The sequence below is a fragment of the Streptomyces sp. NBC_01390 genome (assembly GCF_045040105.1).
In the GTDB taxonomy this organism is placed as follows: domain Bacteria; phylum Actinomycetota; class Actinomycetes; order Streptomycetales; family Streptomycetaceae; genus Streptomyces.
This window is the reverse complement of record NZ_CP109551.1, coordinates 8,676,233-8,697,523: the sequence shown is the minus strand read 5'-3', so window position 1 is coordinate 8,697,523 and position 21,291 is coordinate 8,676,233. Positions and strand designations below refer to the sequence as shown.

At 70.9% G+C, this 21,291-nt stretch carries 19 protein-coding genes; 5 read left to right on the top strand and 14 right to left on the bottom strand.

The annotated features are described in order from the left end of the window. Positions 1–38: 38 nt before the first annotated feature. Together OG241_RS39225 and OG241_RS39220 are read right to left on the bottom strand one after the other, a co-directional pair. Positions 39–287, bottom strand: a complete 249-nt coding sequence (locus OG241_RS39225) for an acyl-CoA carboxylase subunit epsilon (protein WP_405822405.1) — start codon at positions 285–287, stop codon at positions 39–41. Beyond that, complete coding sequence (locus tag OG241_RS39220; protein ID WP_405822403.1) at positions 284–1,852, bottom strand: acyl-CoA carboxylase subunit beta; 1,569 nt, start codon at positions 1,850–1,852, stop codon at positions 284–286. The genes OG241_RS39225 and OG241_RS39220 overlap by 4 nt, the downstream gene beginning before the upstream one ends. A gap of 312 nt (positions 1,853–2,164) precedes the next feature. On the opposite strand from OG241_RS39220, the gene OG241_RS39215 reads away from it, so the two are divergent. Both OG241_RS39215 and OG241_RS39210 read left to right on the top strand, forming a co-directional pair. Next, positions 2,165–2,725 carry a GH25 family lysozyme gene (locus OG241_RS39215; protein ID WP_405822401.1) on the top strand — a complete coding sequence of 187 codons (561 nt, stop codon included), beginning with the start codon at positions 2,165–2,167 and terminating at the stop codon, positions 2,723–2,725. A 55-nt stretch (positions 2,726–2,780) separates the two neighbouring features. Continuing rightward, positions 2,781–3,476, top strand: a complete 696-nt coding sequence (locus OG241_RS39210) for a Crp/Fnr family transcriptional regulator (RefSeq protein ID WP_405822399.1) — start codon at positions 2,781–2,783, stop codon at positions 3,474–3,476. 2 nt (positions 3,477–3,478) lie between these two features. Here the strand turns inward: OG241_RS39210 and OG241_RS39205 are convergent, their stop codons facing one another. From OG241_RS39205 to OG241_RS39180, 6 genes are all read right to left on the bottom strand, one after another. Further along, complete coding sequence (locus tag OG241_RS39205) at positions 3,479–5,323, bottom strand: hypothetical protein (RefSeq protein WP_405822396.1); 1,845 nt, start codon at positions 5,321–5,323, stop codon at positions 3,479–3,481. Continuing rightward, the gene (locus tag OG241_RS39200) at positions 5,290–6,264 is read right to left on the bottom strand and encodes a protein phosphatase 2C domain-containing protein (RefSeq protein WP_405822395.1); all 975 of its coding nucleotides are present in this window, start codon (positions 6,262–6,264) and stop codon (positions 5,290–5,292) included. Before OG241_RS39200 ends, OG241_RS39205 begins: the two co-directional genes overlap by 34 nt. A gap of 220 nt (positions 6,265–6,484) precedes the next feature. After that, complete coding sequence (locus tag OG241_RS39195) at positions 6,485–7,165, bottom strand: vWA domain-containing protein (protein ID WP_405822393.1); 681 nt, start codon at positions 7,163–7,165, stop codon at positions 6,485–6,487. A 68-nt stretch (positions 7,166–7,233) separates the two neighbouring features. Beyond that, complete coding sequence (locus OG241_RS39190; protein ID WP_405822391.1) at positions 7,234–9,087, bottom strand: vWA domain-containing protein; 1,854 nt, start codon at positions 9,085–9,087, stop codon at positions 7,234–7,236. After that, positions 9,084–11,411 carry a hypothetical protein gene (locus OG241_RS39185; protein ID WP_405822389.1) on the bottom strand — a complete coding sequence of 776 codons (2,328 nt, stop codon included), beginning with the start codon at positions 11,409–11,411 and terminating at the stop codon, positions 9,084–9,086. The genes OG241_RS39190 and OG241_RS39185 overlap by 4 nt, the downstream gene beginning before the upstream one ends. Beyond that, positions 11,408–12,241: a hypothetical protein gene (locus OG241_RS39180; RefSeq protein WP_405822388.1), complete on the bottom strand. Its 834-nt coding sequence runs from the start codon at positions 12,239–12,241 to the stop codon at positions 11,408–11,410. The genes OG241_RS39185 and OG241_RS39180 overlap by 4 nt, the downstream gene beginning before the upstream one ends. 296 nt (positions 12,242–12,537) lie before the next feature. On the opposite strand from OG241_RS39180, the gene OG241_RS39175 reads away from it, so the two are divergent. Continuing rightward, positions 12,538–14,520 (top strand): beta-N-acetylglucosaminidase domain-containing protein, encoded by a 1,983-nt coding sequence (locus OG241_RS39175; protein WP_405822387.1) that lies wholly within the window; start codon positions 12,538–12,540, stop codon positions 14,518–14,520. 60 nt (positions 14,521–14,580) lie between these two features. Here the strand turns inward: OG241_RS39175 and OG241_RS39170 are convergent, their stop codons facing one another. Further along, positions 14,581–14,793: an EF-hand domain-containing protein gene (locus tag OG241_RS39170; RefSeq protein ID WP_405822385.1), complete on the bottom strand. Its 213-nt coding sequence runs from the start codon at positions 14,791–14,793 to the stop codon at positions 14,581–14,583. A gap of 42 nt (positions 14,794–14,835) precedes the next feature. Beyond that, a complete protein-coding gene (locus OG241_RS39165; RefSeq protein ID WP_405822384.1) occupies positions 14,836–15,750 on the bottom strand; it encodes a MerR family transcriptional regulator in 915 nt (304 codons plus the stop codon). A gap of 55 nt (positions 15,751–15,805) precedes the next feature. Between OG241_RS39165 and OG241_RS39160 the strand changes: the two genes are divergently transcribed. Continuing rightward, positions 15,806–16,447 carry a GNAT family N-acetyltransferase gene (locus OG241_RS39160; protein ID WP_405822382.1) on the top strand — a complete coding sequence of 214 codons (642 nt, stop codon included), beginning with the start codon at positions 15,806–15,808 and terminating at the stop codon, positions 16,445–16,447. A 17-nt stretch (positions 16,448–16,464) separates the two neighbouring features. Here the strand turns inward: OG241_RS39160 and OG241_RS39155 are convergent, their stop codons facing one another. After that, positions 16,465–17,301: a helix-turn-helix domain-containing protein gene (locus OG241_RS39155; RefSeq protein ID WP_405822380.1), complete on the bottom strand. Its 837-nt coding sequence runs from the start codon at positions 17,299–17,301 to the stop codon at positions 16,465–16,467. A gap of 132 nt (positions 17,302–17,433) precedes the next feature. Between OG241_RS39155 and OG241_RS39150 the strand changes: the two genes are divergently transcribed. Continuing rightward, positions 17,434–18,438 carry a hypothetical protein gene (locus tag OG241_RS39150; RefSeq protein ID WP_405822378.1) on the top strand — a complete coding sequence of 335 codons (1,005 nt, stop codon included), beginning with the start codon at positions 17,434–17,436 and terminating at the stop codon, positions 18,436–18,438. A 97-nt stretch (positions 18,439–18,535) separates the two neighbouring features. Here the strand turns inward: OG241_RS39150 and OG241_RS39145 are convergent, their stop codons facing one another. The 3 genes from OG241_RS39145 to OG241_RS39135 form a co-directional block, all read right to left on the bottom strand. Then, positions 18,536–19,156, bottom strand: a complete 621-nt coding sequence (locus tag OG241_RS39145; RefSeq protein ID WP_405822377.1) for an ADP-ribosyltransferase — start codon at positions 19,154–19,156, stop codon at positions 18,536–18,538. 98 nt (positions 19,157–19,254) lie between these two features. Next, complete coding sequence (locus OG241_RS39140; RefSeq protein WP_405822376.1) at positions 19,255–20,463, bottom strand: hypothetical protein; 1,209 nt, start codon at positions 20,461–20,463, stop codon at positions 19,255–19,257. After that, entirely contained in the window at positions 20,463–21,254 is a 792-nt protein-coding gene (locus OG241_RS39135; protein ID WP_405822374.1) for a polysaccharide deacetylase family protein, read from the bottom strand. The genes OG241_RS39140 and OG241_RS39135 overlap by 1 nt, the downstream gene beginning before the upstream one ends. Between the last annotated feature and the right edge of the window lie 37 nt (positions 21,255–21,291).

Sequence of the window (21,291 nt, the reverse complement as noted above, 5' to 3'; positions counted from 1 at the left end):
CGTCGGTCCGCCCCACCCCGTGCACACCCCTCCCTGCCTCAGCCCCGCTCGGCGCGCGCCCCGCTCCAGGTGCGCGGTCCCGTGAAGCCCGGGGCTCGTTCGGGACGGCGCCAGCGGGCCACCGCACGTTCGCGGCGTGCGGTTTCGTCGGCCCGCGCGTCGGCCGCGCCCGCCGCGCGTGCGAGGAGCACCGTGGTGATCGCGGCCAGTTCCTCCGGACCTGCCTCGCCCTTCTCCACCCGCAGCAGATACGGAATGACCGCGTCATGGTCCTCGAACGCGGTCACTGGGGCGGGTTGCCGTGTTTGCGGCGGGGGAGGTCGGCATCCTTGCGGAGCAGCATGGCGAGCGACCGGATCAGCAGGGGGCGGGTCTCGCGCGGGTCGATGACGTCGTCGACGAGGCCGCGTTCAGCCGCGTAGTAGGGGTGGACGAGTTCGGTCCGGTATTCCTCGATCTTCTGCCGGCGCATGGCCTCGGGGTCGTCGGCCGCCGCTATCTCACGGCGGAAGACGACGTTGGCAGCGCCTTCGGCACCCATCACGGCGATCTCGTTGGTGGGCCAGGCCAGAGAGATGTCGGCGCCGATGGAGCGGGAGTCCATGACGATGTACGCGCCACCGTACGCCTTGCGCAGAACGACGGAAATGCGCGGGACGGTGGCATTGCAGTAGGCGTACAGCAGTTTCGCACCCCGGCGAATGATGCCGTCGTGCTCCTGGTCGACGCCCGGCAGAAATCCGGGTACGTCGACAAGGGTGACAAGGGGAATATTGAAGGCGTCGCAGAACTGAACGAAGCGTGCACCCTTTTCGGATGCCTGGATATCGAGGACTCCGGCCATATGCGCGGGCTGGTTCGCGACGATGCCGACGACCTGGCCGTCCAGCCGGGCGAGAGCGACGACGAGGTTGGGGGCGAAGGTGGAGTGGACCTCCATGTACTCGCCGTCGTCGACGATCTCCTCGATCACCGTGCAGATGTCGTAGGAACGGTTGCCGTCGGCGGGGACCAGGTCGAGCACGGCCGTGCTGAGACGCTCGGCCGGGTCGTCGGACGCTGCGACCGGCGGGAGTTCACGGTTGTTGGCGGGGAGGAAGGACAGGAGGTAGCGGACCTCGGCGATGCAGGTCTCCTCGTCGTCGTACGCGAAGTGCGCCACGCCACTGGTCTCGGCGTGCACGTCGGCGCCACCGAGGCCGTTCTGGGTGATCTCCTCACCCGTGACCGCCTTGACGACGTCCGGGCCGGTGATGAACATCTGCGAGGTCTCACGGACCATGAACACGAAGTCGGTGAGAGCGGGCGAGTAGGCCGCGCCGCCGGCACACGGGCCGAGCATCACGCTGATCTGCGGGATGACCCCGGACGCCTTCGTGTTGCGCTGGAAGATGCCCCCGTACCCGGCGAGAGCGGAGACACCCTCCTGGATACGGGCGCCGGCGCCGTCGTTGAGCGACACCAGCGGAGCACCCGCCGCGATGGCCATGTCCATGATCTTGTGGATCTTCGTGGCGTGGGCCTCGCCCAGCGCACCCCCGAAGATCCGGAAGTCATGGGCGTACACGAAGACCGTACGACCCTCCACCGTGCCCCAGCCGGTGATCACACCGTCCGTGAACGGCCGCTTCGCCTCCAGCCCGAACCCCGTCGCCCGATGCCGGCGCAACTGCTCGACCTCGTTGAAACTCCCCTTGTCCACAAGGAGTTCGATGCGTTCCCGCGCGGTCAGCTTGCCCTTCGCGTGCTGACGTTCGGTCGCACCGGGGTCCGGTCCGGCGACGGCCAGTTCCTTCAACTCCCCGAGTTCCCGTAACCGGTCAATTTCCTGGACGGACGACGGCGAAGTCATGACCACTTCCCTAATTGCCCCTGAAAGGCATATCGACGAAGGCCGTGAACAGCTTCCGCAGCGACGGCACAAGCGGTCAAGACAGGACGGAAACCAGACGATCACTCGCCGGTCAGACAGCGGTCACGCGAATTCACCCGCCGCCCGGATTACCGACCGGTGAACCTCTTCGGACGCACGCGAACCGGCCCGGCTCCAGGAGGGTGCGCGGACACACGGGAACCAGGGGGTGCGCACGCGGAATCACTTGTGCAAAGGTGGTGGAAAAATCAGCAACCACTGTCCACCCAACGGCACTTCAGGGAGAACCCCATGCTGCGCGGCATCGACGTGAGCGCGTACCAGTCCGCCACCTTCGACACGGACGGCCTCTCGTTCGTCTTCATCAAGGCGACGGAGGGCCGTTCGTACGTCAATCCCAAGCTCGCGGCGCAGACGCAGCGCGCCCGCGACGGCGGCTGTGTGGTCGGCTTCTACCACTTCCTGTGGCCCGGGAACCTGACCGCCCAGGCCGAGTACTTCCTCGACAACGCCTCGGCGAGGGACAACGCCGACGTCCTCGCCGTCGACTGGGAGACGACCGGCGACGGCACCCACGCGTCGAACGCCGAGAAGGACGCCTTCATCCGCAAGCTCAAGGAGCTGCGGCCGGACATCCGGGTCATCCTCTACTGCAACAGAAGCTACTGGCTGAACGTCGACACGACCTCCTACGCGGGCGACGGACTGTGGATCGCCGACTACGTGACGGCCGGCGAGCCCCGCATCCAGGCGACCTGGCGCTTCCACCAGTACACCGACGACCCGGTCGACACGAACGTCGGCGACTTCGCCACCAAGAAGGCGCTGCAGGAATGGGCAGCCTTCAACTGACGGGTACGGCCGACGTATTCTCTGCACAGCCGCACACCTGGACCGGGGGCACTCCATGGCCGAGACGGGAACAAGCAGCCGTCGTCCGGCCACCTTCTGGGAGGCTCTGGCGCCCTCGGACCGGGCCGCGGTGCTCCGGGCTGCGACCCGGGTGTCCGTGCCCGCCGACGAACAGTTCCTGACGCAGGGCGAGGACTCCGACCATCTCGTGGTGCTGCTGCGCGGCTGGGTCAAGGTCGTCGCCCAGTCCCACGCCGGTTACCGCGCGTTGCTCGCCCTGCGCGGTCCCGGCGAACTCCTCGGTGAGCAGGCCGGGTTGGAGCGCAGGCGCCGCTCGGCCTCGCTCCACACGGCGACGACGGTCGACCTGCTGCATCTGCCGGCCGTCCGCTTCCAGGCGCTGGCCCGCTCCAGCGCGGGAGTCGCCGCCGCGCTGGAACAGACGCTGTCCGGGCGGCTGCGCGAGGCCGACCTCCAGCGCACCGGCATCACCGAGCCGGTCCCGGTGCGCCTCGCCGCCCTCCTCCTCGACCTGGCCGAACGCTGCGGCCACCCCGACCCGGACGGCACCGGCGTACGCATCACCCTGCCGCTCTCCCAGGACGACCTGGCGGGTCTGGTGCTCAGCTCGCGCCGTACGGTGAGCCGGGTGCTGGAGCAATGGCGGGGACAGGGCTGGATAGTGACTGGGCGTCAGTCGCTGCTGATCCGGTCGGTGGACCAGCTGAAGGGGCAGGCGTTCGGGGGCTGACCTCAGCAGGACGTGTAACTCACCCCCTCCCTGGGCGCCTTGAAGATGCGGTAGCCCTTCGTGTCGGTCAGCTGGTAGGTGATCGTCCAGTCGTCGCAGGTGTCCTCGGGGTCCGAGGCGGGCCCGTACCCGGGGTCCTGGTTGCTGCGGAAGCTGACCGTGGCGAGGGTGTACGTGCCGTCGTCGGAGAGAGCGGTCAGGGCGATGTCCGACTCCCGGGTCGTGCTCATGTCCCGCGTCCATCCCTCTCGGCTCTTGGCCGAGTCGATGTTCACCACCTTGGAGTGGGGGTCGTAGCGGCGCATCGCCTTCGCGTAGTCGCGCTCGTTGACCGCCCCGTAGAAGTGGGCGAACATCGTCGCCACTCCGCGCGCCCTCGGATCGTCGACGACCTGCGAGAAGTCGACGGTCGCTCCGGGGGCCTCGGCCCGGTCCACCACGACCGGTTCCGCCGGGGTCTCGGGCGAGTCGATCGGGTCGGGGGCCGACTTGACGGCCGTGTCCGACGACGAGCCCGAGTCCGAGCCCGGAGACGGGGACGAGGACAGGGACGAGTCCGAGGTGGAGTCGCCGGGGGCCGCGGTGTCGCCGAACGGGGAGTACCGCGTCGTGGCCAGCCACACTCCCGCGACGACCAGCAGGGCCACGACCACGACGATCGCACGGCCGGCTGCCGAGAGGCCCGGATGGGAGGGCCGCCGCTGCGGGGCCGGGTAGGGGGCGTACGGCGTGTAAGGGGCGGACTGCGCGGGCTGGTTCGGCTGGTTGGGGTGTGCGGCCGGCTGCGGGAAAGGCGTAGGTGGGTTCGCCCCCGGGGACGGAAACCGGAACCCGGCGTTCGGCTGTGTGACGGTCTGCTGCTGAGGCGCGGCCTGCGGACCCGGTTGCGGCCGGCGCTGTCGCGGAGGCGCCGGCGGTTTCTGTTTCAGCTGAGCTCGTGCCTGCTCCAGTACCCGCAGCCACTCCGCCATCGGGGGACGCGCGGCCGGATCGGAGACCCTGCTGCGTTCGGCGAGGTTCGCCAGCGCGGACGACACGTTCCGCAGCCCGGTGAGATCGGTGCTCGTCTGGTGCCGGTTGAAGACCCTGGTGGCGATCAGGCCGAACTTGTACGTGTCCGAGGCCGGCGTCGCCTTCGCCGCCTCCGGCACCGCCCAGTCGTCCGTCTCCACCTGGGGCAGGACGTCCCTCCCGGCCAGCCGCATCGAGTCGCAGTCGATCAGCAGGCACTTGGGAGAGGGGTCCAGCATGAACAGCACGTTCTTCGGCGAGAGGTCGCCCACGGTCACGTGGTGCCGGTGCAGCCTGTTGAGGATCGCCGCGAGGTCGATGAGCAGCCGCAGCCGGCGCCCGTCGTCGACGTCCAGCCCCAGCGAACCGGTGAACCCGTCGTCGTTGAGCAGGAACGCCATGTCCTGCGGCTTCACCTTGCCCAGCCGTCTGCTGTCGAGCTCGAACTCCTCGGTGATCCGCTGCATCAGGAACCCGGTCACCGTGGTGCCGGGATTCTCGCTCGGCAGCGCCCTCGTCGGCCGGGCGCCGGTGTAGACGAGCGCGGTCGGCCAGGTCAGCCGCTTGTCGAGGTAGGAGTGGTCGTGTCGGTCGGTGCGGCCCAACTCGTCGAAGAAGCTGACCAGTTCGTAGAGCGCGTCGGGGTCACTGCGCACCGACGGCAGGTACTCCTTGTACGCGAGGTACTCGCCGGCGAACTTCCCGGGCGGGTCGGGCACCGCGTACACGACGCCCTGTCCGCCGTCGCCCAGCCGGTTCGCGGGGAGGTCGCCGAGCCTGTCGCGCCCCACCCAGGAGATCGTCAGCAACTCGGGCCCCCCGGTGCGTCGTTCCACGGCCACAGCGCGATCAGCGTGCGGTCGTCGTCGTAGGTCTCGCGGGAGAAGTCGAGCAGGTGGGCGAAGCCCAACGGCGGTACGGGGCTCAGCAGTCCGTAGTAGAAGTGGCGGGCCACGGCTCCCTTTCCGTCGCCGAGCGGGTCGCCGAACCCGTCCGTGCCGACCAGCAGGACCGTCTGCTGTTCCAGGGCGAAGGAGAGCGGACGGATGACCCCGGGGAGGAAGGGCAGGGGGTCCACCGTCGAGGAGTACAGCCCGTCCGAGCCGGCCCCCTTGCCGCCCGTCAGCCGGTAGAACGTGTCGTGCTTGATCTGCCAGGCGCCCGAGTCGCCGATCGAGATCAGGTGGACGAAGACGCCCTGGTCGGTGGGTGTCGCCGTGCCGGCCACCAGGGTGGTCGCCAGCAGTCCGGCCGTCTCCTCGGGGCCCGCGTCGGGGCGGTGCAGGATACGGCGGGCCTGTTCGACGAGCTGCCAGTGGACCGTGGACAGCAGCTTGTCCCAGTCGGCGACATACCCGGCGCCTTCGCCCCGGACCTGGCTGAGCATCTCGTCCACGGCGCTGCGGCAGGCCAGTTGGGACCCGATGTGCGGCTGGCGCGCGCTGGAGACCCCGTCGGCGACGGCGAACACCACGGTTCCGGTGCCCTCGTCCCAGGCGGCCGCCGCGTCGTCCTCGCGGGGGCGGCCCTCGTAACGGTGCTGATAGCCCCGTACGGACGCCAGGCGCAGGGCCATCTTCCCGGTCTGCCAGCCGTCGCAGACGGTGTCCGGACGGTAGGACAGCCCGCGCGGCGGCACGGTGTCGAACGGCGGCACGGGCTTGCCGACGACGATGGGCCGCCAGTGCCTCGCGATGTTCATCCCCACCGGTACACCTGCCGGTGCCTCCACCGGTACCGCCACCGACTCGGGCGCCGACTCCGGTGCCTTCTCCATGCCGGGGGCCGTGCCGGGCGCTGTGTCAGGGTCCGGTCCAGGGGCCACGCCAGGGGCCGTGCCGGGGCCCGGGACGCCCGTGCCGCTGTCGTGCTGAGCCCCGGACTGCCGTACCGGGTACGGGTGTTGTACCTGGTCGGGTTCTGGTGCCTGGTCGGGTTGTTGTGCCGGGTCGGGCCGTCGTTCCGTCTCGCTCTGCCGCTTGCCGAACAGGGCCACGTCAGATCACGTCGATCGCGACGGTGAAGCCTTCCGGCTTGTCGACGGTGAGTTGGGGACTCGCCGAGCCGAGCGAACGGCCCGAGGCGATGACGCTCCTGGTGAGGGCGGTGCAGAACTTGGCGATGGCGTCGCCGACGTCGACACCCTTGTTCACGATGAACCCGAACTCCGGCTGGGTGGCAACCTCGTTGATGATGTGCGGGTCGGCGTCCACGATGCCGACGGCGATGATGTTGGGCGCGCCGAGGGTCGACTGCCGGTCGGTGAGCCGGCGGTGGGCGCTGCGCCAGTCCTCCCCTCTGTTGGGCAGTCCGTCCGTGAAGAGGAACACGGCGGGCCGGTGCACCTGGTACCCCTCGGCCTTGAGGCCCTGGATGTCGGCGGGGATGCGGGTGATCAGGTCCTCGAAGGCGGTGGCATAGCTCGTCATGCCGCGGGTGGTGAGGAGCGGGAACTCGCCTGCGCTGCGCAGGTCGACGAGGTGGACCCGCTCGATCACGTCGTCCGAGAAGCCCAGTACGGAGAAGCGCACCTTGGCCGCGGCCATCGGCTCACCCAGCAACGCCTGGTGCAGGGACCGCAGGCCGTCGTTGAGGTCGTCGATGTGGTTGATCATCGACCCCGACTCGTCGGCCAGGACGTAGACGGGAAGCAAGTGCCCCCGGTTGCTTTCGATCATCGTCACTAGTCCTTACCTGTGCTTGTCTGATCTTGAGCTGTGCTCTGCCTCTGTTCTCGCCGCCGCCGTCACAGCGCGTCCTCCGCCGCCCGGAACCCGTCCGGTGCCGCCAGGGCGAACTGCGGGTCACCCGCGCCGAGTCGCTGCCCGTAACCGACGATCGTGTCCCGCAGGAAGGCGGCGACGCTGTGGGCGGCCGAGGCCGCGTCCTGGTGCGGGGCCGCCATGAAGCCGAACTCGGGACGGGTGGCCAGCGTCCGTACGGTCGAGGCCTCGGCGCCGCCCAGGCCGAGGGCGATCAGGTGCGGGGCGACCGATGTGCCGCCCTGGTCGACGAGTTCGGCGTACGCGGCCCGCCAGCCGGCGCCCTCGTCGGGGACACCGCCGGTGAGGAAGAAGACGATCGGCCGCAGCACCTGCGTACGCTGCGTCTTCACCAGGGCGACGTCCTGCCGCAGCAGCGCCTGGAGCGTACGGAAGGCGTGGGTGTACGACAGTCCGGGGCGCCCGGTGAGGATCGGGGTGCGGGTGCTGGGCAGCACCGTGTCGAGGGGCAGCCGCAGCTCGGTGGCGGCGGCCATGCCCAGCACGCACAGCCGCAGCGCGGCGGAGACGCCAGGGGCGCCGGAGAGCGCGGAGTGCAGGGAGGCGAGGCCCCGGTTGAGTTCGTCGATGGAGCCCCGGTCGAGGGACTCGTCGAGGACGAGGTAGATGAGCGCGGCGCCGGAGAAGGCGGCGGGGGCGGGGGCCGTGTTCGGCTGGACCGGCACCACCAGCGTGGGCTCGTACACCTGCGGGTGTCCGGGCATGCCCTGAGGCTGTCCGGGCATCCCCTGCGGCTGTCCCGGCGCCCCCTGCTGGTGTGCGGGCGCGGGTGCCGGCGCCTGCGGCGGGGCCCCCGCCCCGAGCTGGGCCGGGGCCGCGTCCGGGGCGTCCCACGGGCGGGCGCCCGGGAGGGCGGGCGGGGCGGTGGCCGAGAGGGGGACGTGGCCGCCGGTGGCCATGCCGACCTGGCCGGTGAGCTGTTGGCGCAGCAGGTCGAGGTCGCCGGCGACGATCAGCCCCTTCTCGGCCATCACCTGGAACAGGCCCAGCGCACGCTGGTTCTGGAGTTCGGCGGTGGCCATCCGGGCCGACTCCAGCTGGCGGCTCATCTCGAAGGCGCCGGCGGCGTCGCCCGGGTGGGTGACCAGGTAGTGCCGGATCAGGCCCTCGCTGTTGGTGAGCATGCCGGCGAAGGAGTCGGCCTGCCGTTGTGTGGACTCGATCTCGTAGCCCTGTTTGATGGCGTCGAGCTGGCCGCCCCGGTGGGCGCCGCCGACGGCGGGCACGTGTGCGGCGGCGCCCTGGCGTTCCTCCCAGCCGGCGGCGATCAGCGACTCCAGGAAGGCCAGCGCCTTGGCGTCGGGACGTACGGAGGCCTGGCAGCCGTCCACGACGAGCCCCTGGGGCAGCCGGGCGGGGGCGGCGCACAGTTGGTTCAGATGGCGCTGGAGGCCGAAGGAGTCCTCGATGGAGAACCGTTGGCCGGCGCCGTGGAACAGGCTGATCAGGTGCCCGTGGACGACGGGCAGCGGGTCGGTGAGGCCCGCCCGTACGAAGTCCTCGGCGCCCGTCCAGCCGTCGACGCGGAAGGTGAAGGAGAGGGTGACCTCGAATGCGTGGACGCCGTCCTGGGAGACCAGGGGGTTGTTGCGAAGGACCGCGCTGCGGCTCTGGGAGCGCATGTCGACCTCGTACCGCGTGCGGTAGCGGGAGAAGACCTGCTGGCCGGGGGTGAGCGGACGGCCGTCGACGCAGACCACCTCGCCGGAGGCGGTGGCGTAGACGACGGCGAGGTGGGGTTCGCGCGCCTTGGTGGGGCCGACGGCGAAGCGCGGCACCGGCGACTGGTTGACGAATCTGGACACCGGCTGGGTCACCGGGCACCTCCTGGCCGATCGGGCGGAGCGGGCGGTCTCAGTCGTAGAGCGGTGCCGAGGACGGCCGCGGAGCGGGGCAGGGGACGGAAGTTGTCGCGTTCGTTCCAGTGCGTGACCTGGCGTTCGAGGAGCCGGCCCGCGCGGGGGCTGCGGGCGGCGACGTCGTCGACGAGGATGCGGACCAGGTCGTCCAGGAGGAGCGGATCGTTCTCGGCCTGGGCGGCCCATTTCTGCAGCACGCTCTCCGCCTCCTCGCCGAAGAGTTCGCCGCCGATCACCTCGGCCCACAAGTAGCCGAGCAGCCGCCGCAGTCCACCGCCCGGCGGGTCCTTGGCGGCCAGCCGCAGCAGGGTGGGGCAGCTGCGCGGGGCGATGCCGGGGGTCGCGGGTTCCTCGGAGAGAAGGGTGTCGGCGAGGATCAGGAAGACGAGGTGTCCGCAGGCGCGGCTCTCGGCGGTGTGCGCCATCTCGGCCACGGCGCGCAGTACGACGAGGGCGTGCGCGGCGAGGTCCTCCTCCAGCAGGTCGGCGAAGCTGTCGCCGATCGCGATGGCGACCTGGATGTTGTCGACGGTGCCGAGCCGGGTGAGCGCGGCGACGGCGGCGGTGAGGTCGGCGCCGCCCAGGCACAGCCCGTAGGCGCGGGCGGCGGCCGCCTGGTACTGCCAGACGTCGCTGAGGTACCAGCTGTCGACGAGTGCCCGGACGCCGCCGCGCAGGGCGGGCTCGCGGGCGCAGACCTTGAGGGCGTACCCGATGGCCTCGCGGCGCTGCAAGCCGTTGTCCTCGTCCAGGGCCCAGCCGGCGAAGACCTGGTTGGCGATGTACTCGAAGGCCTCGGTGGCGATCAGTCCGAGGGCGGTGCCGGCGAAGCTGCGTACCTGCTGGGTGGGTGAGTCGACCAACTCGGCGAGCCAGCCGATGAGTTCACGCTGGATGCGGTACTCGGACCAGACGTGCCGGATGATCCGGGGCGGGTAGGCGGGGTCGCGGTACTCGGCGACCGTGCACGGCAGCCGCCCGAGGGCGCCCCGGGTGACGGCGGCGACGGTCCGGGCGCGCAGCTTCTCGGCGAGCAGCCGCCGGGACTGCGCGAAGGGGTCGTGGCGCAGCGGTACGGGGCCCTGGTCGACGCTGGGTGTGAGGATGCCGCGTTCGCTGCGGAACCACTCCAGGAGCAGGGTCGCGGCGAGTGCCACGTCCTCCTGGGGCAGTCCGCCGAGGACGGCGAGGGCGACGGCCTGGGTGCGCAGTACGGTGTCGCCGAGCCCCTCGAACCACTCCTCGGGGCTCTCGCCGCCGGCCCGGTCCATCCGGGTGCGCACATGGTCGGTGTCGATGGCGCCGGCCCGGTGCTCGTGCGCCAGCACCTCGGCGAGGCGGGCGGCGTCCCGGCAGGCGGCCTGGTCGTCGAGGAGTTCGGCGGCGAGGTCTCCGACACCGGCGGCGGCGAGTGCGCGCTCGGCCTCCAACTCGCCGAGCAGATGCGCGAGATGAGCCTCCAGTACGGTGTTCAGGGTGCCGGGGCGGTCGATCCGCCGTACGTACTCGGCCGCCCCGCGCCCCAGTTCGGCCTCGGGTCCGGCGATCAGGACGAGCCGGGCGTCGGCGAGGCGCAGCAGCTCCTCCAGCCCCTGGAGGAGGGAGCCGCTCAACTCGTGGAGGTCGGGCGGCCGGTCCAGCAACAGGCCTGCTCCGCTGCCGAGTTGCTTGAGGTCGGTGAGCCGGCTCAGTTCGGCGACGGAGTCCAGCAGGTACCAGGTCTTCACCTGGGCGGCGATCAGCAGCCGTACCCCGGCCGCGGTCTTGCCCGCCCCGCCGGGTCCCCGCAGCACGACCGACCGCCGCTGCCAGGCGTCGGCCAGTACGTCGTCCCAGCGGGGCGGTGCCTGGAAGGCGTGCCGGACGGTCTCGACGGTGCTCGCGGACAGCGCCCGCATGACGACGTCCCGCTCACCGGCCCGCACCTGGACGACGATCTTGTCGCCCTGGACCCGGTCCCCGCCGATGTGCGTCCACGCCTCGCGCAGTGTCCCGGCGCGCAGACTGCCCTGTCCGGTGCGGTTGGTGGCTCCTCTGGCCCGCGATCCGGCGCCGACGTTGTCGCCACCTCCGCCCGGGTCCCCCGGCTGGCCCCCGCCGTCGCCCGGCGTACCGCCCTGTCCGTCACCGCCCGCCGGAGGTGCGCCGCCGTCACCCGGGGTGCCGCCGGGCGGCGATCCGGGCGCACCCGCGGGCGTCGGACCGGCGGGGGACGGCGTGGGCGCCGGCGCGGGGGCGGCGGCGGGCGCCGGTCCGGGTGGCGGGGCGCCGGGCGTGCTCACGGCTCGTCCACGGGCGAGTTGATGTAGTACACGTTGCCCGCGACGTCGTCACGGCCGACGGCTCTGGCCCCGTCGCCGATGGCGATCTGGCTGCCGGTCACGTCCCGTGTGGTGAGCGTGGGCGGCGGAACCGGGCTCCCCGTGCCGGTTCCGCCGCCGGCTCTTCCCGCTCCGCCGCCCGGGGCCGGAGCTCCCCCAGTGGCCCGGCCGGGCGGCTCCCCCGGATTCGCGGGAAGTCCTGGCGGCGCCGCGTAGCCGGGGACGGTGACCCAGCCCCGACGCGGTTCGCCGTGCTTGGTGACGAAGTCGGCGGGCAGATAGGCCGCCGGGTCGATGCCCGGGTAGCCGCCCAGCACGACCGTGCTGTGGACGTTCTCCGAGACCACCACCACGAGCCGGGCCCGCCGCGCCTCGGCGAGGACCCGCTTGACGGGGGCCGCGTCGACCAGCCGGGCCAGGTCGTTGATGGCGTCGCCGGTCCAGCGCTTGCCCTTCCGCCTGACGAGCCCCTGATTGAGGCCGACGCGCAGCCGCATCCCGTGGTCTTCCCGGTACTTCTCCCGGTGCGCCAGCAGCGCGTCGTCCAGCCCGCGCTGGAGCTCCCGCAGCAGCCTGACCGGGCTGGTGCCCACGGGGACCAGGATCAGCATCCCGTCACCGCGGTCCTGGACCCGGCAGTCACCGAGGCCCAGGCCGGCTCTGCCGAGTGCGAATCCGACCACCTTGTAGAGCTCGTCGTGCAGGGTGTCCTGGGCGTTCTCCGGGCGCAGGCTGAAGTCCTCGATGTCGAGCAGCACGATCCAGTAGCCGACGGGGTCCGGCGACACCATGTCCGTCCTCCTGTGCTCCGGGCCGGGGCAGCGAGCGTCCCGGCCCTTCCATGCAAGGGCCATTCATCAACAGTGTCTACGCCAACTGGCGCACAGTGTGGCTGATTTGACACATCGGCATCTTTTCCGACATGACGACACACAAACAGGTAAGAGGGCGCTTGCCCGGTTCTCGTGTCCAACGGGCGGTATCGGACGATCCGTCATAACCACCTCCCGGACGGGGTAGGGGGAGGGTCGGCACGGACGGACGAGACAGCGGTCGGTACAGCTGTCGGGACACCGAGGGGGACTCTGTGCGTCAATGGCCCACGCCTCCGGCGCTGTTGCTCGGCGCCGCACTGGCCCTGCTCGGCCTGCTCCTGGGAGCCGTCCTCACCGACGGCTCCCAGGACCCGGCCGCCCCTGAGAACACCACGGGGAACAACCGGTCGTCCACCTCCGCCCCACCGACCCCGGGCGACGACAGCGCGGCCCAACTCCCGCCCCGGGTACCGGCGTTGTGGCCCACCCCGCGAAGCGTGCAACCCGGGCGGGGCACGGTACGGATCGGCACCACGGTCGCCCTGCACGCCGACTCCGGAACCGACGCCGCCACCCTCGACACGGTCGCCCGGACCCTTCGCGAGGCCGGCGTCCACCAGGTCCGCTACGGCGACCGCGCACAGCGGAACGAACTGCTGATCACCATCGCATCCGAGCCCGCCCAAACCTCTGACGAGGCGTCAACAACCCTTGAAACCCTCGGATTTGAGCCACCGAAGCCGAAGACCCTTCCAACGTCCGGCTACGTCCTCGCCATCGGACCCGACGACAAGGGCCGCCCCCGCATCGTGCTCGTCGGCGCCGACCCGGCCGGCGCCTTCCACGCGGCCCAGACACTGGCCCAGTTGGTGCGTCCCGTCGGCTCCTCCGCACCCCGAGCCGAACTGCCCGCCGTACACATCCGCGACTGGCCCGCCACCGCGATCCGGGGCATCGTCGAGGGCTTCTACGGAACCCCCTGGACCCAGGAACAGCGCCTGGAGCAGCTGGACTTCGCGGCCCGCTGGAAGCTGAACACGTACATCTACACACCCAAGGACGACCCCTATCTGCGTGCCCGCTGGCGCGACCCGTACCCCGCCTCCCGGCTGACCGTGTTACGCACCCTGGTCCAGCGGGCCACCGCCGACCACATCACCTTCGTCCACGCCGTCTCCCCCGGCCCCACCGTCTGCTACTCCTCCCCCGGCGACACCGCCGCACTCACCGGCAAGTTCCAGCAGCTGTGGGACATCGGGGTGCGGGCGTTCGCCGTGCCCCTCGACGACATCGACATCAGCCGCTGGAACTGCGCCCGCGACCAGTCGGCGTACGGCACCGGCAAGGCCGCCGTCGCCCGCGCGCAGGCCGATCTCCTGGGCCGGATCCAGCGCGAGTTCATCGGCACGCACCGGGGGGCGGCGCCGCTGATCACCGTGCCCACGGAGTACACGGGGGCCCGGCCCAGCGCGTACAGGCGGACCCTCGCCGCCCGCCTCGACCCGGCCGTCACCGTGATGTGGACCGGCGCCCAGGTCGTCTCCCCCACGCTGCGCACCGCCCAGGCCCGCGAGGCCCGCAACACCTACGCCCACCCGGTGCTGGTCTGGGACAACTACCCGGTCAACGACTACACCCCGGGCCACCTTCTGCTGGGCCCCTACGAGGGCCGCGACCGCACGCTGCCGGGCGTGGTCGCCGGCCTCACCGCCAACCCGATGAACCAGGCCTCCGCGTCCGCCCCGGCCCTGTTCTCCCTGGCGGCCTACACCTGGAACCCCGGGAAGTACCGCCCCGAGGCCGCCCTCGACGCGGGCCTCGCCGCCCTGGCCGACGGTGACACCCGCGCCCTCACGGCCCTGCGCGCCTTCGCCGACGTCAACCGCGCCTCCCGCGTCAGCGCCGTACAGGCGCCGCGACTGGCGGCACTGACGGCGGCGTACTGGCGAGGCGGCGCCACCGCCGAGAAAGCCCTGCGCACCCGGCTGACGGTGCTGGCCGGGGCTCGAGACGCGGTCCCGGCGGCCTTCCGCTCGGCGGCGTCACCGTGGCTGGCCTGCGCGAGCGACTGGGCCCGGGCCGCACTCGGCGCGATGGCCGTCCACGAGGGCAGGGGCAGCCGCTCCGAGGTCAGGGCCCTGCGCGCCGCGGCCCGCGCCCACACGGTCCTCAACTGGCAGGGCCGTACCCGCGAGGTCGAGGTCGGTGCGGGCGTCCTGGACACGTTCGTGGCCCGCGCACTGGGGGAAACGTGAGAGGCGCCCGCCGATGCCAGGCGGGCGCCCCACACACGTACCTCTTCGTACCGCTACGCACTACTTGTTCAGGTACGTCCAGAACTCGTCGAACGACAGGAGCTTGTCGCCGTCGAGGTCGCGGGAGGCGATGATGACCTCGGCCACGGACTCGGTGACGTTCCAGTCGCCCGCCTGCGCCAGGGCGGTCTTGAACTCGGCGGCCGTGATGACCCCGTCACCGTTCGTGTCGATACGGTCGAACTGCTTGCGTGCTTCCTCGATGTCCGCCACCGGGACCCGCCCCTTCATGTACGTACTGCTGACGGGGTCAGATTAGCTGGCCAAATGCGCGCGTAGCGCCGCGACCACCCACGCGAACTCCGCACGGTGCGCGGCGGGCGGTTCCTCGCCCTTCACCGCGAGCAGCAACTCGCGGTAGCGCGCGACCGTTTCGTTCGTCGGCGACTCCAGACGCGCGAGTACGTCGGCGGGGTCGGCGTCGCCCAGCAGGTCCCGCAGGACCTCCTCGGCCTCCGGGTCGCCGGGGGCGATGCCCCGCGCCCGGGCATCGACCGCCAGCTTGATCATCCGCTGGGCGAACCACAGGGACGCGCCGTCCTCGGCGTCGTGACCACGGTCGGCGGCGTTGAACTCCGCCACCACCCGCATCCGCGCCTTGAACTCCGGGTCCCCCAACAGCTCGGCCAACTCCACCCAGGCGTCGACCTGTTCGGGTGTCGGATCGTCGGGCAGGTCGGCGGCCGCGTTCCGCATCCGCTCCCGGATCACCGGGTCCGCCGTGTCGAGGCCGTGGAACATCTCGTCCACGAACTCCTCAAGGATCCGCTTGCGTTCGGCGGCCGACAGCCGCGCCAGCTTGTGCATGAGCGTCATCTCCTCCGCGGTCGAACCGCGTCTCGCGACGGAAGACAGCACCGCACGGGTCACCAGCAGGGTCCGGATCTGCGCGTCCAGCGCCGCCACATGCGCGGCGGCCACCTCCGCGACCGTCGTCTCCCCGGCCAGCACCGCGCGTACGTGGTCGAGGCCGAGGCCCAGTTCACGCAGGGTGCGGATCAGTTCGAGGCGGGCCACGGAGCCGGCGTCGTACAGCCGGTAGCCGCCGGACGACCGGGTCACGGGCGGCAGGGCCCCCTCGTCCGACCAGTAACGGATGGTGCGTACGGTCAGTCCGGTGGTCCGGGCCAGCTCGCCGATGGTGAGATATCCGGTGCCGTCGTCGATCATGTTCGCGAGTCTGGGCCTTCCAGTGGGTGGAGACTCAAGAGGCCGGGAGGGCACTGTGGGGGAAACGCTCAAGGACATCCTCGACTCCGTGGCGCGGGGCGTCTTCCCGCCCCCCGACGGCCGTACGACCATCGTGCCCCAGGCCGCCCACCGCGACGCCGGGGTCCTCGCCTTCACCGCGCACGCGGTCGTCTTCACCGACGAGGACCCGGACTGGGTACGCCGGACCCTGGCCGGCGTCGACAGCGACGAGCTCTCCGCACCGATGAACCCGCGCTTCCTGACCGCCCTCATGGACCGTACGGGCCGCTCGAACGAGACGATCGACCTCCTCGCGGTCGCCACCCCGCTCCAGGGGGACCCGCCCCTGACACTGACGGAGATCGACGACCCCGGGCAGCATCACCGGATCGCCCGGGCGCACAAGCACCGCGACGACGTCCGGGTGTGGGCGACCGACGGCGGGGTACTCATCCTCGGCCGCGGCGTAGCCGGCCGCCTGGAGGCCGCGGTCGAGGTGACGGAGTCGCTACGACACCGGGGCCTCGGCCGCGCACTGGCGTCCTCGGCACGCCACCTGAGCGACGGTGAACCGGTCTGGGCCCAGCTGGCCCCGGGGAACGCCCGCAGCGTACGGGCGTTCCAGGCGGCGGGGTTCAGCCCGGTGGGCGCGGAGGCGCTGCTGCTGGCGCCTTAGGCCGGCTTTCACATCGATCAGAACTGGGTGCCCACGGTGGCGAGGAGTTGGAACTGGGTGATCGCCTCGCCGCCGATCCGGGGCGTGTACCAGACCAGGCGCTGCCGACCGCTTTCGTTGAACATGCTGGTGCACTCCAGGTCGATCGAACCGAGGGCCGGATGGATGATCCGGTGATGGGTGGTACGGCGGACCTTGACTTCCGATGCCGCCCAGAGAGCGGCGAACTCCGCATTGCTCGCGACCAGGCCGTCGACGAAATCGTGAATGCGGCGATCGCCCGGGAAACGCCCGCTGGTGGCGCGCAGATCAGCTACGAAGGTGGCGGAAATCCCCGGTTGATCGTCGGGGTGGAAACGGGCCCTGGCCTGCTCGGGTTCCTGAAACCACTGACTGACGAGGCTGGCGCCGGGCCCGCTACGGGCCGGCGCCGGGCCCAGCAACGCGGTCGCCAGATCGTTGCGCACCAGCACTTCGTGGAGTTCGGTCGCGATCAGCGCCGGGGTTTCGCGCAGCCGCCGCAGCAGGTCGAGCAGTGCGGGTTCGACGTGCGCCGTCGGCCCCGCGCTCGGTACGGACGAGATCCCGGCCAACGAGTACAGGTACTCCGTCTCATCGCGGGTCAGCCGCAGCGCGCGAGACAACGCGGCGAGTACCTGCGCCGACGGACTCGTCGCACGGCCCTGCTCCAACTCGATGTAGTACTCGACCGAGATACCCGCCTGCAGCGCGACTTCATCGCGCCGCAGGCCCGGCACCCGGCGTCGAGCCCCGACGGTGAGGCCGATGTCCAGCGGGCTGATCCGCGCGCGCCGGCTGCTCAGGAACCGGCCGAACTCCTGGGTGTTCACCATGTCACCGTAGCGGCGCACACCGGTCTGATCCTGTTGCCACCAACCCCACGGTAACTGGCCTCTGGCTACCCGCCGGCACAGTCGCGAGCCTCCTGAAGGACACGACAATCGCGTCCTTCAGGAGGAGTCAACATGATCAACAATGTGTCGGGGGCCGAATCGTCGCGGCGCAGGCTGCTGACCGGCGCCGCCGCCGGTGGCGCCGCCGTAGCCACGTCGATGATCCTGCCCGCCACCGGGGCGCACGCCGAAACCTCCACGCAGGTGCCGGGCGTACCGACCGTGGTGGACACCTCACACGCCTCACCCGAGGTGGCGCGCCTGTTCGGCTCGTACTTCCGGGCCAAGAGTGCGGCCGACGTCGACGCGACGATGGCACACTTCGCGAAGTCGCCGTTCACCTACATCGACGCCATCCTCGGCTGGTCGTTCTACACCTGGCAGAGCCTGCACGATCTGTTCGCCCAGGCCATGCCCGGCTGGCCGGACGGGGCGAAGTCCTACCCGACCCGGGTCATCGGTGACACCACCAGCGCGGTCGTCTTCTCCACCAACACCCCCGGGCTGTTCGGCCCGTCGGAGGTTCGGATGATCGGCGTCGTCAACTTCCACCACGGCAAGATCGTGCGCTGGGTCGACTACTGGGACGGCCGGCACGTCGGGGTCGCCAACCTCGACTCCTTGAAACTGCCGGACGACCAGTACCCGCCGGACTTCAGGGAATCCACCGTCGGCGAGACCGCCGCACCGCGCCTCAGGCGAGTCGTCGACGAACTGGCCACGGCACTGCGCGTCGGCGATGCCGCACGTGCCGCGTCGCTGTTCGCGCCGGATGCGTCCTTCACGGATCTGGTCTCCCATGTCCAGGTCGTCGGGCCTCGCAGCATCGCCTCGTTCCTCGGCAACGTCGGCAGTCGGCTTCCGTTCGTGGGATCGGGCACCGCTGTGCGGCATGTGGTCGGCGGCGTCGCCGGCGGCGGCTACGAGTGGACCGCCACCGGACAGGTGCCTCGCGGCGTGAACGCCATCGAGCTCGACCCGTGGGGAAAGATCACCAGCCTTCGGTCGTTCTGGGACGGCGCCCGGGCCGGCGACGATCAGCTTCTGCAGATCGCCACCGCGGCTCTCGAACGCTGAGAAGCGGTTCAACTGACCCGGTTCCGCCCGGCCACACCCGCACCAGGCCTCCTGCACCACGCCCCTGGTGGGACGCGGTGCAGGAACAAAGACCAGCTCAGTGCCACGCCTCGAAGTGCGGGTTGCTCTCGCAGCCGCTCATGATCTCGACCTTGGTGGTCTTGTTCACCGGGCAGACGCCGATGATGTACTTCCGCTCGATACCGCCGGGGAAGGCGACCTCGACCTGGTCGGCCCATTTGTGGGTGTCGCCGATGGTCTTGTTGACGTCCACGCCGCCGGGGGCGTCGATGTAGTAGTTGTAGCCCGACTTCCACCAGGTCTTGTACAGGTCGTGGTCGTACGTCGTGGAGACGTACGGGGAGGGCTGGTTGACCAGGACGTACTTCTCGATGTCGTACTGGCCGTTGATGACGTCCTTGGGCTTGAGGCCCTCCGCGAAGACGATCTCGGGGCCGCGGCCGTCGCTGCGGTACAGGGTGCCGCAGGTCTTGCGCCAGACCGGCTCGGGCGTGATGCGGTCGACGTCGACGCGGCGGTCGACGGCGGCCTTGATGGGGTCGTCGAACTGGGGACAGGTCGGGGCGGCAGCCCTGGTGAAGGGGTTGGCGGCGGTCTTCGGAGCGGCAACCGGAAGGGTGGCGGCCGAGGTCGCGAAGACGGCTGCCAGGGAGAGGGTGACGGCAGCGGTCCGCCGCCGCAGGCGAGTTGTGATCATGGGTGCACCCTGTCGGGTCCGCGGCGGCGGGTCGGGGATCATCACTCGATCGGCGGCGTGTCACCCGACGCGCCACCGATGGTTCAACTGATGCCGGATCAGCGGAAGATGCCCGTGTGGCCGAGTGAATAGCGGCCGGGCTGCGGGTAGACGGCGAGACCGTGCGGACCTCTGCCCACGTGGATGCGGGCGAGCTGCTTCCCGGTCCGGGTGTCGATGGCGTAGACCTCGGCGTTGTAACGGCCGGACAGCCAGAGGACTTTGCCGTCGGCCGAGACGCCGCCCATGTCGGGGCTTCCGCCGTCGGGCAGATGCCACTTCTTCGTGACCTCGCCCTTGTCGAAGTCGAAGACGGAGATGGTGCCCTCGCCCCGGTTGGACACGTACATCTCGCGGGAGTCGCGGCTGACGTACAGCCCGTGGGTGCCCTTGCCGGTGGGCAGGAGCTGGGGCCGGGTGAACTTGTCGCCGTCCAGGATCCACATGCCGTCGGCCATCATGTCGGCGACGTAGAACCGTTTGCCGTCGGGCGAGATCTTGACGTCCTGCGGCATCGCGCCCTCGAACGGCAGCTTCTGCTCTCCGACGACCTTCATCTTCTCGGTGTCGACCTTCAGCAGTTCGCCGCTGAACTCGCAGGACACGATGAAGTACCGGCCGTCCAGGGAGAAGTCGGCGTGGTTGACGCCGTAGCAGCTGACCGGCACGGTCTTGGCGATCCTCATCGTGTGCGGGTCCCGGAAGACCAGCTCGCGGTCGAGGGAGGCCATGACGACGGCGTATTTGCCGTTGGGCGTGAAGTAGAGGTTGTAGGGGTCGTGGACGTCGACCGGTTCGCCCGCCTCCCCGGTCCTCGGGTCGATGGGCGTGAGGGTGTGCCCGCGGTTGTTGTTGACCCAGAGGGTCTTCAAGTCCCAGGAGGGCACGACGTGTTGGGGCTGCCGCCCGACGTGGATCGTCTCGACGACCTCGTACGTCTTCGGGTCGATGACGGAGACGGTGTCGGACTCGGTGTTGGGCACGTAGACGCGGGACGGGAAGTCCCGGACGACCGGGGAGAGTCTGTTCGGCCGGTCGGCGGCGTAGACGTCACGGCGGTCGAGGACGGGTGGCATCCCGGGCAGCCCCTGGACGAGGGGTTTGGCGGGTACGGCGGGCCTCGCGGGCCGGACCGTGCCGAGGGCCCGGTGGGGCTGGGCCGGGGCCTCGGTGCCGCAGCCGGCGAGTCCGGCGAGGAGGGTGAGTGCGGCACCCATGACGAGGGCGCGGGCGACGGCGGTGGCGGTGGCGGGCACGTTGGGGGGCATCAGGTCAGCAACTCCGTGGTGGTCACCGCGCGCAGGCCGCGACGGTCGAGTTCGTGGAGGAGGCCGGGGAGCGCGGCGACGGTGTCCGCGTATCCGAAGTGCAGGCTCACGATCGATCCGGCGCGGACGCCGGCCATGACGTTGCGTACGACGGCGGGGGCGCCCGGCGAGGTGAAGTCGAGGGGGTCGACGTCGTACGACAGCACGTGCGGGTAGCCGGCCCGGCGGGCGAGCCGTTCGACGAGCGGGGAGGCGCGGGGTGCGCGCGAGGGCCTGAACCAGGTGCCGATGGACCCGGTGAGCCTCTTCAGCCGCTCGGCGCACCCCCTGATCTCGGCATCGGCGTCCGCCTCCGACATGTCGTTGATGCCGAGGTGGCGCAGGGTGTGGTTGCCGAGTTCGTGACCGCCGTCGAGGACGCGGCGGGCGAGGTCGGGATGGGCGTCGAGCCAGGTCCCGACGGCGAACACGGTGATCCGGGAGCCGTGTTTCTCGGCGGCGGCGAGCAGGGCGTGGGCGGTGGCGGGGTCACCGGCGCCGTGGAAGGTGAGGGCGACCTGGGGGCGGTCGCGGGGGCCGTGGGAGATCTGGGCGGGGTAAAGGAGGAGCTGGGCAGGGGCGGCGGCGGGCGCGCGGGTTGCCTGGGTACGGGAGGGGAGGGCGGCGGAAGGAGCGGCGGCACCGTCGGTGGCGGCACCGGTCGCGCACCCGGTGGTCAGCACCCCCGAGGCGACGATCCCGGCGCCCGCGCGCAGCACTGCCCGGCGGTCGGTCGTGGTCACCCGCACCATTTAAGGGGGGTTGGTGCGGAAAACGGCCGATTAGCCC

Coding starts and splice junctions, on each gene's coding strand:
- OG241_RS39180 (WP_405822388.1), bottom strand. CDS start 12,241: ATGGTGTCGCCGGACCCCGTCGGCTACTGGATCGTGCTGCTCGACATC.
- OG241_RS39215 (WP_405822401.1), top strand. CDS start 2,165: ATGCTGCGCGGCATCGACGTGAGCGCGTACCAGTCCGCCACCTTCGAC.
- OG241_RS39195 (WP_405822393.1), bottom strand. CDS start 7,165: ATGATCGAAAGCAACCGGGGGCACTTGCTTCCCGTCTACGTCCTGGCC.
- OG241_RS39145 (WP_405822377.1), bottom strand. CDS start 19,156: ATGATCACAACTCGCCTGCGGCGGCGGACCGCTGCCGTCACCCTCTCC.
- OG241_RS39150 (WP_405822378.1), top strand. CDS start 17,434: ATGATCAACAATGTGTCGGGGGCCGAATCGTCGCGGCGCAGGCTGCTG.
- OG241_RS39200 (WP_405822395.1), bottom strand. CDS start 6,264: ATGGAGAAGGCACCGGAGTCGGCGCCCGAGTCGGTGGCGGTACCGGTG.
- OG241_RS39135 (WP_405822374.1), bottom strand. CDS start 21,254: ATGGTGCGGGTGACCACGACCGACCGCCGGGCAGTGCTGCGCGCGGGC.
- OG241_RS39155 (WP_405822380.1), bottom strand. CDS start 17,301: ATGGTGAACACCCAGGAGTTCGGCCGGTTCCTGAGCAGCCGGCGCGCG.
- OG241_RS39140 (WP_405822376.1), bottom strand. CDS start 20,463: ATGCCCCCCAACGTGCCCGCCACCGCCACCGCCGTCGCCCGCGCCCTC.
- OG241_RS39220 (WP_405822403.1), bottom strand. CDS start 1,852: ATGACTTCGCCGTCGTCCGTCCAGGAAATTGACCGGTTACGGGAACTC.
- OG241_RS39210 (WP_405822399.1), top strand. CDS start 2,781: ATGGCCGAGACGGGAACAAGCAGCCGTCGTCCGGCCACCTTCTGGGAG.
- OG241_RS39165 (WP_405822384.1), bottom strand. CDS start 15,750: ATGATCGACGACGGCACCGGATATCTCACCATCGGCGAGCTGGCCCGG.